General features: G+C 54.2%; 18 protein-coding genes. 9 read left to right on the top strand and 9 right to left on the bottom strand.

Going from position 1 to position 16,074, the window contains the following annotated elements; translation table 11 throughout:
• Positions 1-248 precede the first annotated feature (248 nt).
• A complete protein-coding gene (locus WA318_RS01760; protein ID WP_336079693.1) occupies positions 249-878 on the bottom strand; it encodes an FxsA family protein in 630 nt (209 codons plus the stop codon).
• 339 nt (positions 879-1,217) lie between these two features.
• On the opposite strand from WA318_RS01760, the gene WA318_RS01755 reads away from it, so the two are divergent.
• The 3 genes from WA318_RS01755 to WA318_RS01745 all read left to right on the top strand — a co-directional run bounded on the left by WA318_RS01755 (position 1,218) and on the right by WA318_RS01745 (position 3,874).
• The gene (locus tag WA318_RS01755; RefSeq protein WP_114096378.1) at positions 1,218-1,925 is read left to right on the top strand and encodes a Tim44/TimA family putative adaptor protein; all 708 of its coding nucleotides are present in this window, start codon (positions 1,218-1,220) and stop codon (positions 1,923-1,925) included.
• 215 nt (positions 1,926-2,140) lie between these two features.
• A complete protein-coding gene (mltA, locus tag WA318_RS01750; protein WP_336079690.1) occupies positions 2,141-3,406 on the top strand; it encodes a murein transglycosylase A in 1,266 nt (421 codons plus the stop codon).
• Positions 3,407-3,508: 102 nt separating this feature from the next.
• Positions 3,509-3,874 carry a Dabb family protein gene (locus WA318_RS01745; protein WP_336079688.1) on the top strand — a complete coding sequence of 122 codons (366 nt, stop codon included), beginning with the start codon at positions 3,509-3,511 and terminating at the stop codon, positions 3,872-3,874.
• A 30-nt stretch (positions 3,875-3,904) separates the two neighbouring features.
• On the opposite strand, the gene WA318_RS01740 is transcribed toward WA318_RS01745, so the two are convergent.
• From WA318_RS01740 to WA318_RS01710, 7 genes are all read right to left on the bottom strand, one after another.
• The gene (locus WA318_RS01740) at positions 3,905-4,798 is read right to left on the bottom strand and encodes an EamA family transporter (RefSeq protein ID WP_336079687.1); all 894 of its coding nucleotides are present in this window, start codon (positions 4,796-4,798) and stop codon (positions 3,905-3,907) included.
• A 179-nt stretch (positions 4,799-4,977) separates the two neighbouring features.
• Positions 4,978-6,231 carry a 23S rRNA (adenine(2503)-C(2))-methyltransferase RlmN gene (gene rlmN / locus WA318_RS01735; protein WP_336079685.1) on the bottom strand — a complete coding sequence of 418 codons (1,254 nt, stop codon included), beginning with the start codon at positions 6,229-6,231 and terminating at the stop codon, positions 4,978-4,980.
• A 230-nt stretch (positions 6,232-6,461) separates the two neighbouring features.
• Positions 6,462-7,025: an invasion associated locus B family protein gene (locus WA318_RS01730; protein WP_114096372.1), complete on the bottom strand. Its 564-nt coding sequence runs from the start codon at positions 7,023-7,025 to the stop codon at positions 6,462-6,464.
• 184 nt (positions 7,026-7,209) lie between these two features.
• Positions 7,210-7,713 (bottom strand): hypothetical protein, encoded by a 504-nt coding sequence (locus WA318_RS01725; protein ID WP_147251914.1) that lies wholly within the window; start codon positions 7,711-7,713, stop codon positions 7,210-7,212.
• A 20-nt stretch (positions 7,714-7,733) separates the two neighbouring features.
• A complete protein-coding gene (locus tag WA318_RS01720) occupies positions 7,734-8,231 on the bottom strand; it encodes a bactofilin family protein (protein WP_258548574.1) in 498 nt (165 codons plus the stop codon).
• 302 nt (positions 8,232-8,533) lie between these two features.
• Positions 8,534-9,211: an EI24 domain-containing protein gene (locus tag WA318_RS01715; RefSeq protein WP_336079682.1), complete on the bottom strand. Its 678-nt coding sequence runs from the start codon at positions 9,209-9,211 to the stop codon at positions 8,534-8,536.
• 518 nt (positions 9,212-9,729) lie between these two features.
• Positions 9,730-10,428 (bottom strand): LolA family protein, encoded by a 699-nt coding sequence (locus WA318_RS01710; RefSeq protein ID WP_114096367.1) that lies wholly within the window; start codon positions 10,426-10,428, stop codon positions 9,730-9,732.
• A 234-nt stretch (positions 10,429-10,662) separates the two neighbouring features.
• On the opposite strand from WA318_RS01710, the gene gshB reads away from it, so the two are divergent.
• The 5 genes from gshB to WA318_RS01685 all read left to right on the top strand — a co-directional run bounded on the left by gshB (position 10,663) and on the right by WA318_RS01685 (position 14,930).
• Complete coding sequence (gene gshB, locus WA318_RS01705) at positions 10,663-11,607, top strand: glutathione synthase (protein ID WP_336079680.1); 945 nt, start codon at positions 10,663-10,665, stop codon at positions 11,605-11,607.
• Positions 11,608-11,792: 185 nt separating this feature from the next.
• Complete coding sequence (locus tag WA318_RS01700) at positions 11,793-13,262, top strand: alkaline phosphatase D family protein (RefSeq protein ID WP_336079678.1); 1,470 nt, start codon at positions 11,793-11,795, stop codon at positions 13,260-13,262.
• A gap of 47 nt (positions 13,263-13,309) precedes the next feature.
• Complete coding sequence (locus WA318_RS01695) at positions 13,310-13,939, top strand: glutathione S-transferase (protein WP_336079676.1); 630 nt, start codon at positions 13,310-13,312, stop codon at positions 13,937-13,939.
• Positions 13,940-14,049: 110 nt separating this feature from the next.
• Positions 14,050-14,286 (top strand): hypothetical protein, encoded by a 237-nt coding sequence (locus tag WA318_RS01690; protein WP_336079674.1) that lies wholly within the window; start codon positions 14,050-14,052, stop codon positions 14,284-14,286.
• Between the two features lie 140 nt (positions 14,287-14,426).
• On the top strand, positions 14,427-14,930 hold the full coding sequence (locus WA318_RS01685; protein WP_336079672.1) for a GNAT family N-acetyltransferase: 504 nt from the start codon (positions 14,427-14,429) through the stop codon (positions 14,928-14,930).
• Positions 14,931-14,961: 31 nt separating this feature from the next.
• On the opposite strand, the gene WA318_RS01680 is transcribed toward WA318_RS01685, so the two are convergent.
• Positions 14,962-15,441 (bottom strand): MarR family winged helix-turn-helix transcriptional regulator, encoded by a 480-nt coding sequence (locus WA318_RS01680; protein ID WP_336079671.1) that lies wholly within the window; start codon positions 15,439-15,441, stop codon positions 14,962-14,964.
• 122 nt (positions 15,442-15,563) lie between these two features.
• Here WA318_RS01680 and WA318_RS01675 point away from each other — a divergent pair, with 122 nt between their 5' ends.
• Positions 15,564-16,037, top strand: coding sequence for a VOC family protein (locus tag WA318_RS01675; protein ID WP_336079669.1), 474 nt, complete (start codon positions 15,564-15,566; stop codon positions 16,035-16,037).
• Positions 16,038-16,074 lie beyond the last annotated feature (37 nt).

Here is a 16,074-nt window from a genome sequence, read left to right as displayed (position 1 = left end):
TCACAAACCGGCTGAACTGCTTGTTTCTGACGCCGTGCAATTACGGCAGATCAATTGGCCTAGCACGGATAACAGCCACGGGCAAGCCAATCAGATTGTCTGCAAAGCCCATATTTCTGCGGTTTTAAGTGATGGTCAGGCTGCGCGGGTTTTGAAATTACAGGCAGAATCACAAACAGAATCATAGAAGGCTGGCCGTTTGATTTGGCCAGCCTTGTGAATTTGTGATTTTACGGTGAAATTGCCGTCTAGCTGCGCGGTGGCAGATTTGGCGGAATACCGGAATCTGTCTTGCTGTTCATATCCCGGTCAGACGGTGTGTCATCGTTGCGCGCACCGTTGGTATTGCTGCTGACATCTTCGAAATCGCCATCAATGATCGGACCGGCCCCGCGACGGCCAGTACCCCGGCCAGCACCTGTTCCGGCACCCATGCCGCCACCCATACCACCGGGGCGACCCGTATGACTGCTGCGCCCGGCACCAAAACCGGCACCGCCAAAGCTTGTGCGGATATTGCCCGACTGGACCAGTTTCATGATGACCTTTGCCCCGACCAGCTGGCGCAGGGGCGGAACCAGAAGCAGGAAGCCCATGGTATCGGTGACAAAGCCCGGCGTCAGAAGCAAGACACCGGCAATCAGGATGCAGATGCCATCAAACATCGGACCGATAGGCATTTCGCCCTGATCCATCTGGCTTTGGGCCTTGGCAAGGGTTTGTAATCCCTGTGCGCGCATCAGCGACGTTCCAAGAATAGCCGTCAGAATGACGATGCCGATGGTTGGCCACAAGCCAATCAGTTCGCCAGCCTGAATAAAGACCGCGATTTCAATGATCGGCATTGCGACGAATATCGCCAGGACATAAAAACCCATTTTTTCTCCGTTCCTTGCGCCTTTGACCGCAGATTTTCCGGTAATTGGATCGTATTTTAACGTCATTCCTGACGCTGTGCTTAAACAATTGCAGAAAACAACTTGGATTTCAGTGATTTCCTATTACTCTGCAGTCTGTATTGGTCGGGAAACTAGTGCCATAACGCGACAAAAATGCGGCAGAGCGCCAGTATCATCGCCATATGATGGTGAAGACGATCACACGACAGAGCGTGATCATCGGTTGCCCTTGCATTTGGTTGGGTTCATACCATCTCTCGACCACGGTTGTGATATAAATCCGGCCTGTTTGAAACCACTAGGATCAAGAGATCGGTCTTGCAGTATTTCGATATCTTTTTATTCGCACTGATTGCTGTTTTTCTTGTGCTGCGTTTGCGGGGTGTTCTTGGCCGCCGTACCGGCAACGAAAAACAGGGGCCATCCAATATTTTTGGCCGTCAGTCCCATGAACAGGATGCCAATGGCGCGCAGAAGGATGCGACCGCGCCCAAGACGGACAATGTCTATCGTTTGCCTGATTCTGCAAACGAACAGGATGCGACAGATGTTCCATCAGGCACCTTTGCGACCTTGCAGAAGATTCAGAAATTCGATCCGAGCTTTACCCAGCAGGACTTCCTGAATGGCGCGCGCATGGCGTTCGAAATGATTGTCGAATATTTTGCCAAGGGCGACAAGGATGGCCTCAACCCGCTGCTTTCGGCAGAAGTTTACAAGAACTTTGCCGCAGCAATCGATGCCCGCGCCCAAAAGGGCGAGCATGAGGAAACCACCCTTGTCGGCATCAAAAGTGCAACCATTCATGATGCCAGCCTTGAAGGGCGCACGGCCTATGTCACGGTCAAATTCGTCTCCGAGGAAGTCTCGGTCATTCGCAATGACGAAGGTGACGTGATTTCCGGTGATCCCAATCAGGTGATCGAGGCCGAAGACCTTTGGACTTTCGCGCGCAATATCGAAAGCCGCGATCCCAACTGGCAACTGGTGGCAACCGAAACCCCGGAAGAAGAAACCACCGACTGACGGGGTTCTTGCGAGATCAGAAATTCTGGGCGATCCGGGCAACCGGGTCGCCTTTTTTATTGTCCGGGCTGGCAAGGTTTGATGGCAAGTGCCTGCGGTTATCGGCTTGTTAAGCATGTTGCGGGCAAAATTGGTGCGTTCGTGCGCCGCAATCTTGCCGGTGCTGTCTGCCTTGCCAAGTCATGCCAATGCCATGCTAATGAACGGGTTCTATCTTGAAGCGACGTCTGGTTCTTTCCCGCAGTCTTTCCATTATCTCTGTTCTTGTTGGCGCCGGTGCTGCCCTGATCTGGATGTTCTGGCCGCAAATTACCGGCCAGTTCGAAGCACCCCCAAAGCCGGAAGATGAACTGAGCCTGCGCCCGGCGACTTTCACCATGCTTGATGGCTGGCAATCCGATGACATGCGCCCGGCCATTCGTGCCTTTGCGCGGTCCTGCAAGGCGATGCTGCGGCGCGATGATGACAAGATGGTCGGACCTGATGGGCGCATGGGAACCATCGGGCAATGGCGCAATGTGTGCGAAATGGCGGTATCGCTTGATGTTGACGCCCTGCGCAAGGAAGATGCGCGCGCGTTCTTTGAAAGCGATTTCAAACCCTATCTCAGTGGCAATGCCAATAATCCCGAAGGCCTGTTCACCGGCTATTACGAACCGGAATTGCGTGGCAGCCTGACCCGTGAAGGCCCATATCAGACCCCGATCTATCTGAAACCCGACGATATGATTTCGGTCGATCTTGGCGATTTCAGTGACGAGCTGAAAGGCAAGAAACTTGTCGGACGCCTGACAGGCAGCAACCTGAAACCCTATTTTGACCGGGCCGCGATTGAACAAGGGGCGCTTTCGGGCCGCGATCTTGAAATGGTCTGGGTTGATGATGCGGTTGACGCCTTTTTCCTGCAAATTCAGGGGTCCGGACGGGTAGTGCTGCCCGATAACAGCGTATTGCGCATCGGATATGCCGCCACAAACGGGCATCCCTATTTTGCGATTGGCCGCGAGCTGATTGAACGCGGGGCTTTGACCCGAGAAACGGTATCACTTCAGACCATCCGCAAATGGCTTCACGACAATCCCGGCGAGGCCGACGGGGTAATGAATACCAACGCATCCTTTGTGTTTTTCCGCCCGCTTCAGACTGACCCGACCGATCCGACAGCAGGTCCCCTGGGATCACAGGGGGTTGCGCTCGAACCGGGGCGCTCCCTGGCGGTGGATCGCCGTTTCCATGCCATGGGAGTACCGGTGTGGGTTGAAACCCGTGATCCGATGAATGCGGACCGGTCATTTAACCGGATGATGATTGCCCAGGATACTGGCGGGGCGATCCGGGGGCCGGTGCGCGGCGATATCTTTTTCGGACCGGGCGAAGATGCCGCATTGTTTGCCGGTCATATGAACCGCAAGGGTCAGAAATATGTTTTGCTGCCCAACAGCATTGATCCGGCGAGCTGGGAACCGAAAGCAACGCAGTGAATGGTCAAGTCTGACCAGATTATCATTTGAAGCAGGGTTTAGAGGTCATCACATAGCACTTGATCCGGTTCGATCTTGGCAAACCAGAAGGAAAAGCACTTTATGCTCCGTCACATTGTACTTTTGCAGGTCGCTGATCACATCCCGGCAGATCACATTGATGCCATCATTGACCAATTGGCAAAAACCGCCCTGTCCCTTCCTGGCACAAAGGCCTTTTGTGGTGGCAAAAAGAAGATTGGAAGCGGTCTTAGCCAGGGTTTTACCCATGGCTATAATATCGATTTCGTCGATGAAGCCGCGCGGGACGCCTATCTGGCGGAACTTGATGGTGACCGGGTCGGTAGCAGATTGTCCGAAATCACCGTCGGGGGGCTTGGCGGGATTCTGGTGATGAATATCGATATCAGCAATATCCAGACCCCGGATAAAACCCCTGATCAAAAACCGCAATTGCGATGGGTTTGATCGGATAGATATAGTTATCTGATCTTGTTTTCAAGATAACTTGGTCTTCTGACCGGAAAACATCGCCATAAGCTTTCCACCAAAGACGTTAATAACAAGTCCGGCCATCACCAATGCCGCCGAGATCATCTTGATCGGACCAAAATCCTCGCCCAGAACCAGGGCCGAGGTCGCCATGCCGACAATCGGCACCAGCAGGGTAAAGGGGGCGACCAGCCCGACCGGCAAGCTCGAAAGCAACCGTCCCCAGATCGCAAAGCCGACCAGTGTCACCGGATAGGCCAGATAGAGGATCGAGCCAACACCGATCCAGCTGATCTGATCGCTCAGTGTGGCCAGATTTGCGCGGTCTTCGGTTGCAAAGGACAGAATGGCCAGCGGGATTGGCGGAATCAGGCTGGCCCAGACGACAAAGGACAGCATCTGAACCGAACCGGCCTGTTTCATGATGATATTGGCCACACCCCATGCGGCGGCGGCTGCAACCACCAGAACAAGGCCGATGGCGGTAATTGATCCGTCGGAGACAAACATCAGCAACCCGACCCCGAAAAAGGCCACCAGCATGGCGACATAGCGATGCGGGCCGATCTTTTCGCCCAGCACAAACATGCCCAAAATCAGGGTAAAGAAGGCCTGGAGTTGCAAGACAAGGGATGAAATCCCGGCCGACAAGCCCAGATCCATGCCCAGAAACAGCAGGGAAAACTTGATACAGCCCAGAACCACACCAAAGCCGACCACATATTTCCAATGACATTTCGGCCGCGGCAGGAAGAACACAGCGGGCAAGGCGGCAAAGGCAAAACGCAGCGATGACAGCAGGATCGGTGGCATTTCACCCAGCCCGAGCTTGATCACGGTAAAGTTCGCACCCCAGATGGTGACGACCAGAAGAACTGCGAAAAACTGACCAAGTGACATGGGGCTTGGGACCTTGCGGAGGTTTTGCTGGGGTATTGGGGCGTGTGGGGAAAATTCACGCTATGCCTGTCATCGTCGTTCGACAATCAAAACAATGTCATGGTGACAAAGAAAAACACCGGACAGCATCGCCATCCGGTGTTGATCGAAATCCCAGAATATCGTGATGTCAGAGCAGGTTACTGTGCAGCAACCACAGCTTCATCACCGGAGTCATCCACGCCCGCACCCGATTTGCCGCAGCCCGAAACGCGGGATTTGCGCAGGCGCTGGCTTTCGGATTTCAACTGACCGCAGGCAGCAAGAATGTCGCGGCCGCGCGGCCAGCGGATCGGCGCTTCATAGCCGTTATCAAGCAGGATCTGCGCGAATTTCTTGATGTCGTTGGTGGGCGTGCATTCATAATCCGAACCCGGCCATTTGTTGAACGGGATCAGGTTGAATTTGCAGTGAATGCCCTTGACCAGCTTGGCCAGCGCGCGGGCGTGCTCGGGCTTGTCATTGACGCCCTTGAGCATGACATATTCCATCGTGATCGGACGCGAATTGGACATGCCCGGATAGTTCCGGCAGGCATCCATCAGTTCCTTGAGCGGGTATTTCTTGTTGATCGGCATGATTTCATTGCGCAGATCATCATCAGGCGCATGCAGCGAAATCGCCAGACCGACACCAAGTTCCTCGCCACAGCGTACGATTTCCGGAACCACGCCGGATGTCGACAGCGTCACACGGCGGCGCGAGATCGAAATACCTTCGCCATCCATGGCAATGCGCAGGGCATCGCGGACATTTTCATAGTTAAACAGCGGCTCGCCCATGCCCATCATGACGATGTTGGACAGACGACGAATGCCATTGGCCGGGGTCGGCCATTCGCCATAGCTGTCGCGTGCCACCATGAACTGGCTGACAATTTCGCCCGGTGTCAGGTTGCGCACCAGAAGCTGGGTGCCGGTATGGCAGAATTTGCAGGTCAGCGTGCAGCCGACCTGTGATGAAATGCAGACAGCACCGCGATCTTCGTTGCGATCGGGGATATAGACCGTCTCGGCCTCGTTACCGTCATGGAACTTCATTAGCCATTTATGGGTATCATCCGAGCTTTTCTGATCAGCTGTCAGAACCGGACGCCCGACATAGAAATCCTGCGAGATACGATCACGCAGCTTTTTGGAAATATTGGTCATATCGTCGATGTTGGTCACACCGCGGTTATAGATCCAATTCCAAAGCTGTTTGACGCGAAACTTGCTTTCACCCATGTCGGCCATGAGTTCGGTCAGTTCTTCGCGGGTAATCCCGACCAGATCGCGCCGACCGTCGGCAGCCTGCCCATTGGCGGCGCGCGTAACGAAGTCGGACAGCGATGGCCCGTCCTGCGTCGCAGGGGCATCGGTCTGGGGTGCGTTTTCGGTCAGGACGTCGGTCATCCCGGGGTCTCTCTCTTGGTTCTTGTGGTCTTGCGGGTCTTGTCTGGGGGCTATGCGTTTTACGCGATCGCGTGACTATACCAGAAAAGATGCAAAAATGCTTGGCCCCGCATATAGCGGGGCCGGGCGAAATTAGAAACGATAAATTTCACATTGCTGCTATCGCGCATATGCAATCAGGGTTGCACATAAAAGGGACGCAGCATCACCTATCGGTTTGCAAAACGCGATCAGTTGACCGGCTTGGTGTTGCAAGCCTTTGAAATAGCATTATAGGCGGCCGTAAAGCCCGACAGCGAATAGGTATCGGTGGTTTTGGTATCACGCGTTGAATAGCCAACCACGACCATGTTCGAACCCGATTTCATGGCACTGACAAGCTTGCGGTCGGTTTCAGCATCAACCGCCCAGGCAGAATCCGCATGGGTAAACAGGCTGAATTTCTTGGAATCGATTCGAAGATCGACCGTGCTTTTGTCCTTGTAGGTGTAACCGGTAATGAAGCTGACTTCATTAAACAGTTTCAGACCCGGACGGTGAGTTACCATCACGTAAATCTTGCCGCGCTGGGTATAGTCACCTTTGGCCGATGTCGGCTGGCTGCCCATATAGCAGACTTTCTGACCTTCTTCGGAATAGGTGTAAGCTTCCCATTTGCCAAAAACGTCAATCAGCTTGGGCGAATTCTGGGCCTGCGCGCTGGTGGCAGGAATGCTGATCGCAATCACTGAGATAAAGGCTGACAGGGCAGCGGCAATCGAAGTTCTGACGAGACGATGGGCGTGTTTTTTCATGAGGTCGCGTATCGTGTCTGAAGTTTCGGGACAGGCCCAAACGGGCCAGGAAGGAGGTAATAAAGCCATCAGATATGGCAAATTTATGAGGTTGCCTGGCTGAGTCTGCCGACAAAAGGTAAAGATTAAACCAAGATGATCAGCGCGATCTGCGAATTGGCAGGCTGGCGGGTGATTTCCGGTCCTATCCGTTGGCGAGATTCAATTTTACAACCTGATCAAGGCAATCCTGAACCGAAATTACGCTGTTTCCACGGCGCATACGGGCCAGCATGTGAGCCAGTTCACGTGGTTGTCCTTCTGCCTTGGGAACAAAAAAGGCATCAAAGGAACATTGTTCGGAACGATATTGCCAGACGCGGATTTCGCCTTCGCCGCGGACCATTTCCGGTGTGCCGATTCTGGCTTCAAAGGCGTCTTCTGACAGGCCCTTAAGCGTTTCGCTCGGGATTTGCTTGAACGGGATGGCAGCGGTTTTGCCCGGTTTGGTATTTTCAGGCTTCTTGCGGACAACCGGTCGTGATGTCTTGATCTGGCCGCTTTCTTCAAGCTTGCCATAGTTGGTATTGGTGGTGCCTGGCGGTACGGCATTGCCGCCACAGGCACTTAAGCCCACGGCAATCAGGGCCAGAATGCACAACACCCCGAACGGACGGATGATGTCCGATCGGGGTGTCTGTATGGTCAAACCAACTGCGCGCACGGGACTTAGGAATCTTCCGATTTGCGCGGAATGGTGATCGCCGCGGTGGTACCGGCGCGCGACAGGCCATCGTCGCTGCCCTCGACATAGTCGAGTTCACCTTTGATGCGGGCACCATTTTCGATCTGCAACGATCCATAAGTGATCTTGCCGTTGATTTCGGCGGAATTGATCACGGTGACGCGACGTGCGGTCAGGTCACCTTCGAACTTGCCACTGATTTCTGCTTCGTCAACCTGTGCCGACCCGATGAAGGAACCGCCTTCGGACACTTCAAGACGGGTGCATTCCTTGATCTGGGCTTCGACAACGCCCTCGACGACCAGAACGTCACAGGAACCGATTTCACCCTTAAGCGTGATATCACGACCGACCGTCAGCTTTTTGCCCTCGGCATTGCTGGCCGCACTTGCAGGACGGCCCGAGTTGCCACGGGTCGGGATTTCAAGCGGGCGTTTCGGGATTTCCGGGCGGAAGCTGGTAGAATGCGGTTTACTGGACATTTGCGGTTCATCCTTTGTGCGCGGCTTGGTGAAGAGCTGCGGCTCAGTACGTTTTTCTGTTTTTACGGCACTGCCAGAGGCGTGCTCGGATGCGATCTCTGTCGACCTGGTCGTGGTCCCGGAAAGGGTGCCTGATCCATCCTTGACAGATGTATCGGACGAAGCCGCATTACTGTCGACTGTTTTATTGGCTTTTTTCTTCCCAAACATTGGATGACCAGATCCTTGTATTGCAGTTTCGGTTCAGCAATCCGCTCTCCGTCTGCCTTGTGCGTGCCGTGTCATGCGGCGGTGTTCCAGCGTTATGCACTTTGGGGCACAAAGGTGCCAAGGCGAACAGAATAGTGGACCATAAAGGCTGTTGCGATAATTGGCGCGACCAGATTGACCACCGGAATGGTCATCAGGAATGTCAGGCCGATACCGGCAAGCCAAAGCTTTTTCTGGCGACTTTGGCGAATGGTCTCAACCGTGCGTGCATCATAACGGCGTGCCGCAACCAGTTCAAAATATTCGCGCGACAAAAGATATCCGTTCATCGTGTAGAAGGCGATGACATAAAGCGGACCGGCCAGAAGAAGTGGCAAAATCAGAATGTTAAGCGCCAGTGCCGTCAGCGCGAATTTCAGGCCGCTGATCAGGGCCTCGGAAATCGGCTGCGGACGGGTTTCGGGCAAGGTCGGGTAATGCTTGTCTTCGACCGCATCGGCAATCTGATCAAGCAACAGGCTTGAAATCAGAACCGTGGCTGCGGGAAACAGCAAAATCACCAGCAACATCAACCCGATGCCAAGCAGCCAGTCGACCGCACTTTCAAGCCAGCCGCCATCGGTGAAAAAGGTAATGGAATTCAGGCCAAGCCAGATCAAAACCCAAAGACCGATAATGGTGGCCAATGCACCGGCAACACCAATCAGTACGACTTTGCGAAAACGCGGGTCGGAAAATTGTGCGATGGATTTCAGAAAGTCATTGATCATCGAACGTGTCGGTCCTGTCGTGTCATTTGGCGAACTTTGCCTGCAAGGGAATCATGCCTGATGTTCCTATGCAATTAAAATTAACAGCCCGTGAAATCTGCGCAAAAAAGCAGAAAATTTCCCAAATCCGGCCGGGTCGGGACCCAAACCAAGTTTTCCGTCTTATCGTGGCGTTTGGGCAAAAAAAAGGCGTCCGGCCAGGGGGGAGAACCGGACGCCAGCGCTCCGATGATCTGGAGCGTGAGGAAAGGTAGGGGAGACCTCTTCCTCACACCGGGTTCCCATCATTAAGGGGAACCTTGTGACAGACTCACATATAGGAAGCTCGCTGCCCCTCCGCCATAGCATCCGGGCCGAAATTTGCCCTGCCTCACGAATGTTTGAGTGATTCTGAACAATGGCCGGTTTCATTACGAAACCCCAATGGCGACAAGGGTTTGAATCAAAAAATATTTAACAGTAACCGGCCCGAAAGCCGGTCTGTCTGATCGGGCAAGACAGATGAGAAATTTTTATGATCAGTTGCCACTTTGCGGCCAGATACGCTTGAATTTGAACAGGGCCGGATCAAGCGCAACGCCCTCTTCGGTGTTGAAAAGCGTTACTGTGGTTTCAATCCCGGTCGGATCGGTGACGATCCACTGGCGCAGCTGCATCGGTTTTTCGGCAAAGACCAGCGTCACACTGCCTGCACCCGGATCGGTTTTACGGACCAGTTCAACGCGGATGGTTTCGGCGGTGCGCTGAAAATTGACGACTTTGACCTTGTCGGTCAGCGAGATGTTTTCCGCCAGAATGATACCGGCCGGGGTTTCATCAATGTCGAAATAGGTCGGCGCATTGATTTCCTTGTCATAGTAAATGAAATCATGCCCGGTCGAGACCAGAAGGATTTGTGCCGGCGGGTTATATTCAAACCGCATCTTGCCCGGACGTTCCATGAACAATTCGCCCTCGGCGGCCCCGCCATCCGAGGAAATCTGTACGAAATCGGCCTTGAGCGTGGTGATATTCGCCAGATAGTTTTCGATCTTGCTGATCATTTCCGGGCTGATTTTGTCAGCCGACTGGGCGTGCGCTGCCTGTGGCAGGAAAGCGACGCTGGCAAGGGTTCCAAGACCGATGGCAGTGGCAAGGACACTTGCAGCAATCAAGGACCGGCTTTTCTTGCCGATATTTTGCAAATGTGCCCTGGAATTCTTACGCGAAAAAGTCATGTGCCTGTCCGGTCTTCAAAACAAATAATTGATGGCGATTGCGGAAGATGAATGGCGGATGATAAAAATCCTGCCAAATGTAATCGCAACATCTTACATATCGCATCATTTGGCCGGGAAGGCCAGCCGGGTCAAGCCATGCCCGCAAATGATCACAATTGGCCGTTTTGGGCCATAATTGTCGACATGCAGGTCAGGGGCAGCACCGTCCCGGTGAACAGGAGAACGCGTTTAATGAGCCGTATCGTCGCCATCCAGATGGATCCGATCGAATCAATCGATATCAAAGGGGACTCCACCTTTGTCATGGGCCTTGAAGCCCAGGAGCGCGGATATGAACTTTTGCATTATCATCCCGATGACATGTTCTATGACCGCGGCCGCATCAAGGCCGAAGTTCGCCCGATGACCCTGCGCTACGAGCATGGCAATCATCATGATCTTGGCGCGTCCAGGGTCATTGATCTGGCAAAGGAAACCGACGTCATCCTGATGCGTCAGGACCCGCCGTTTGACATGAATTACATCACGGCGACCCATTTGCTTGAGGCGATCCATCCGGAAACATTCGTGGTCAACCATCCGGGCCATGTCCGCAATGCGCCAGAAAAGATCTTTGTCACCGAATTCCCCGATCTGATGCCGCCAACCCTGATCACGCGATCGGCTGCGCGCATCCGTGAATTCCGCGAAGAATTCCACGACATCATCGTCAAGCCGCTGTTTGGCAATGGCGGGGCGGGTGTTTTCCATCTCAAACCGGGGGATGAGAACCTTAATTCCCTGCTGGAACTGTTTGCAGCCCAGTCGCGCGAACCCTTGATGGTTCAAGCCTATTTGCCTGATGTGCGCAAGGGCGACAAACGCATCATTCTGGTTGACGGCAAACCGGTTGGCGCGATCAACCGTGTTCCGGCCGAAGGCGAGGCGCGATCAAACATGCATGTTGGCGGTGTTGCCGAGAAATCGCTTCTGACCCCGCGCGAACTTGAAATCTGTGACCGCATCGGGCCGGAGCTTAAAAAGCGCGATCTGATCTTTGTCGGGATCGATGTGATCGGGGATTATATGACTGAAATCAACGTCACCTCGCCGACCGGCTTGCAGGAAGTGAACCGCTTTGACGGATCGAAGCTTGAAAGCCTGATCTGGGATGCGATCGAGACGCGCCTGTCCTAAGTGAACGGCTTTTTCGAAATCAAGGGGCAAGTGATCCGGGTCGCTTGCCCTTTTTTGTTTCGATTGCTTCTCTGGACTTCAACAATCCGTTCAGGATGTGGTCAGGTTTTATGTCCATCAACACGGAACCGCCTTACCGACTGAACGTATAAGTGACGTAGCACTTCGGCAGATGACAGGGACAGATGACAGCCAGCACGCCATCACCAAGCACTGATACCGACCTGTTCGGGCCGTTCCTGTTTGCCCGTGGCGGCACCGGTCAGATATCGCGGATCGCCGCACTTGTGGTTGCGCCCGAAGGGCTCGACATTCCCGAATTTCGCACCGATTCCGGCCAGCCTGTTCTACCGGAATTGCTGGCGACACTTTATGGGCGCTGCTATTGGCGGTTTGAGTTCGAGCTTCCCGCCAATGCGGGTGCCTGTTATCATTTCGGAAGTGAAACGTATTCTGTCTGCACGGATTTTACCGGTGATCTGCGGATTGGGTTTGTGTCCTGTAACGGGCAGGAAGACGGTGATCTTGACCGGCCGCTTGAAGACCGCAATGCATTGTGGATTGATCTGGCCAGACAACATCAGGACAGGCCTTTTGCGTTGTTGCTCCATGGCGGGGATCAGATTTATGCCGACGGGGTGTGGGAGTGTCATCCGGGCATCATTGCCTGGGACAAGGCGCGCCGCCGCCAGAAACTTGCCACGGCATTTACCGAAGACATGCGTGATGCGGTTCTGAAATTCTATCTTGATCATTATCTGGCGATCTATGGGCAACCCCAGATCAGTCATATGCTTGCCCGCGTGCCGTCGCTGATGATGTGGGATGACCATGATATTTTTGATGGCTGGGGCAGCCACAAGAAATGGTTTCAGGGATCACAAGTGGCGCGTGGCATGTTTGCCTGCGCGCGGGCGGCATTCTGTTTGATGCAGCTTGCAACCAGTCCGGATACCGGTCCGAAAACCCTGCCTGCAATGGTGCTTGACCGGGACGGAAGAAGCCTTGGCTGGCGGGTGGATTATCCGGGGCTGAGCCTGATTGCGCCCGATCTTCGATCCGAACGGACGCCCAATGACATTATCGGTGATCACGGCTGGCGCGATCTTCCGGGTGCCCTTGAAACCATACCCGATGGCAACCGCATCCTGTTGATGTCGAGCGTGCCGGTGATTGGTCCGCGCCTGTCACTGGTCGAGATGTTTTTGCATCTGTTGCCCAGCGCCCAGAAATATGAAGACGATCTGCGTGACCAGTGGCAAAGCCGATGGCACCGGCGCGAATGGTGCCGGTTCCTTGAATTGCTTGAACGCATTGCCAATGATCATGATCATGAAATTACCCTTCTGTCGGGGGAAATCCATGTTGCAACCCGCGGGACTTTTGAAACAGCGGGTAAAACCCTTCATCAACTGGTGGCCTCGGGCATTTCCCACACCGCCCCGCCGGTGATGTTTGCAAGGGTGTTGGGTTTGCTTGCATGGATCGGGGATCATCCGTTGCCGGATCGCCCGACCAGACTAAAACCGCTGCCGGGGCGCAAAGGAACCTATTGTGCAGCGCGAAATTACCTTACACTGGCCCGCAAGAATGAACGCTGGGATGCAAACTGGCATCTTGAGGGGATCGGCGAGACACCGGATCTGACGATATAGGGCGTTACAAAATCCGTAACGTTCAATAACGGCAAGGGATTTTGACCATGATGCAGCTTTACTATTCTCCAACGTCACCTTTCTCGCGCAAGGTACGTGTTGTTTTGCGTGAACTGGGTCTGGAAAAACAGGTCAGTGAAATCCTGATTGATCCCTGGACCGATGCCGCCCTTCGCGCCCATAACCCGCTGGCCAAGGTTCCGACCCTGATCCTTGAAGACGGGATGGCGGTGTTTGAATCAGCGGTGATTTGCGACTATCTTGACCAGCTGGCCCGATCAAAAGGCCAGTCCGAAGGCGTGATTCCCCAAAGCGGGGCGGAGCGGCTTAATGCCCTGAAATGGCAAGGACTTGCCGATGGCATGATGGCGGCGACGGGACGCCTTTTTGCCGATTCAAAGCGCGATGAAACAGATCGTTCCGATTTCGTAATGGAACGTCAGGCAGCCGCAGTACAAAGCGCAATTGATGCCATCCTGGACGGCCTGCCGCAATTGCGGACCGAAGCGCCACATATTGGCACATGGTCGGTTCTGGTCGGGCTTTATTACATTGATTTCCGCTGGCCCGAACGGCGATTTGACATTCCGGTCCGGGTACGCGACTGGATGGCGATCATGTCCGAACGGGAATCTTTGACTGAAACTGTGTTCCATTTGCCCCATGACACGGATTGACAGCGATCAGAAGCCAATTGCCTGCGATCAGGTCATGGGTTAAAGCCATCGTGAAACCTGCCTGATCGCGCTATAATGCGATTTGGCCCCATTCGATGAAAAGAGCCTTCATGACCGAACCGACAATCACCAAAGCCATGCGTGAACGCGCTTGGGCCCGTGCCGCCCGCATTGACGGGGAGGACGCCCGCATTGTGCGCAAGCATGAAGCCAGCGGCATCACCATGAAAAAGGAAAGCTTTGGCAAGTTTCGCAATTTCGGCTGGACCGTTGTGAACGAAGAAGCTGTACCCTGCCGCAAGGAATTCCTGCCACCGCAGGACGGAGCGGATAAAAGCGACGACTGATCGTTGCGAGGCCCTTTTCCTGTTTTTACTGCTGCCTGTCGGCAAATGTGATGGGCCGTGAATTGACATTTGATCTGCCAGACGGCGCAATGGGTGCAAATCCCTTGCGCCTTTTTCTTTGATCATACTGGCAGGATGACATGTCAGAAAATGCTGCCTTGCCGCCATCGGGCATCTGCGACATCGCGTTTGTACCCCTTGAGACCATCGCCCCTGATGACATTATCGCCCATATGTCCGATCCGCGAATGGCAACGCATATGCCGTTGCTTGACGGGCCGTGGGATCAGGACAGCTATCAGCAATTTATGGCCCATAAATCGCAATACTGGCAGCGTGACGGGCTGGGGCATTGGGTGATCCTGTGCGATGGCGACTATGTCGGCTGGGGCGGGTTTCAAAAAGAGGGTGAAGACTGGGATTACGGGCTGGTTTTAAGGCCACAGAATTTCGGACTGGGCATGGTGATCACCCGCAAGGCGCTTGATCTTGCCCGTTCGGATCGGCGCATTTCCTCTGTCACGTTTTTGCTGCCGCCAACCCGCACGAAACTGGGGGCGTTAAAACGCATGGGGGCTGTGTTTGACGGGCAGGTTAGCCATGAAGGGGCAGTTTTCCTGAAATACCGGCTTGATACTGCTTAGCCGGATCAGGTTTTTCTGACGGGGTCGCAGCCTAGCGTTCCGGTTCCTGCGAAAGACTGATCAGATCGGCCAGAAGTTGTTGTGCATTGGAGCTGGCGACCAGACTTTCGAGCTGATCCTGGGTTTCCTTCCAGATCGGAAAAGCGCGCACCAGAAGCGCCATGCCGTCCTTGGTCAGGCTGAGCAACCGGCCGCGTTTGTCCCTGGGGTCCGGGGTGATTTCAACAAGTCCGCGTCGTTCCAGCGGTTTGAGATTGGCGGTCAGCGTGGTGCGATCCATCGCCAGAAGATCGGCAACATCTTTCATATGTGGTGGTGCGGGCCGGTTTAGGGACATCAAAAGCGAATATTGCCCGCTGGTCAGATCAAGCGGTCGAAAGGCATCGTCAAACCGCCGTGCAATCGTGCGTGCCGCCCGCCTGACATGCAGGCAAAGGCACGAGTCTCGCACCATAATGGTATCGGCAAACGGGACCTTCTGATCGCTGTGGTTGAAATCTTTTTTTGACATGGAATAATTATGTTGATATCAACGTATTTGTCAAACGGGAAAATCATAAAAGACTAATCAATCATCCGGTTTGAGTGTCGCCGCCGATCCAAATTCATTCTGCCCGGCAAGGAGGATGCCCCATGCAGAAAATTAGCCCCTTTTTGTGGTTCAACGGCAATGCCGAGGAAGCCGTCAATTTCTATGCCACGGTTTTTCCGGGCACGAAAATTGGCAAGGTCATGCGTGGCACGTCTGCCGGACCCGGTCCGGAGGGACAGGTTCTGACCATCGGATTTGAGTTGTTCGGACGGCAATTTACGGCGTTCAACTACCCGTCGGAATTCAAATTCACCGAAGCCGTATCCTTTGTCGTTGATTGCAAGGATCAGGCAGAGGTCGACTATTACTGGGATTGTCTGTCCGAAGGCGGCGAGCCACGCGATTGCGGCTGGGTCCGCGACCGGTTCGGCCTGTTCTGGCAGATCACTCCGACCCGTCTGATTGACCTGATGACCGATCCCGATCCCGGGATCGCTGCGCGGGCGGCTGGGGCCATGCTGACCATGCAAAAAATCGATATTGCCAAGCTTGAACGTGCCTGTGCCGCAGGGTGAGGCTGCTTATCCCTCGTTCGTCAAACATCTGACCCCC

It is taken from the genome of Thalassospira sp. CH_XMU1448-2 (assembly GCF_037027285.1).
GTDB lineage: Bacteria > Pseudomonadota > Alphaproteobacteria > Rhodospirillales > Thalassospiraceae > Thalassospira > Thalassospira profundimaris_C.
The sequence above is the reverse complement of the archived record's forward strand: the minus strand, read 5'-3'. Positions and strand labels throughout refer to the sequence as shown.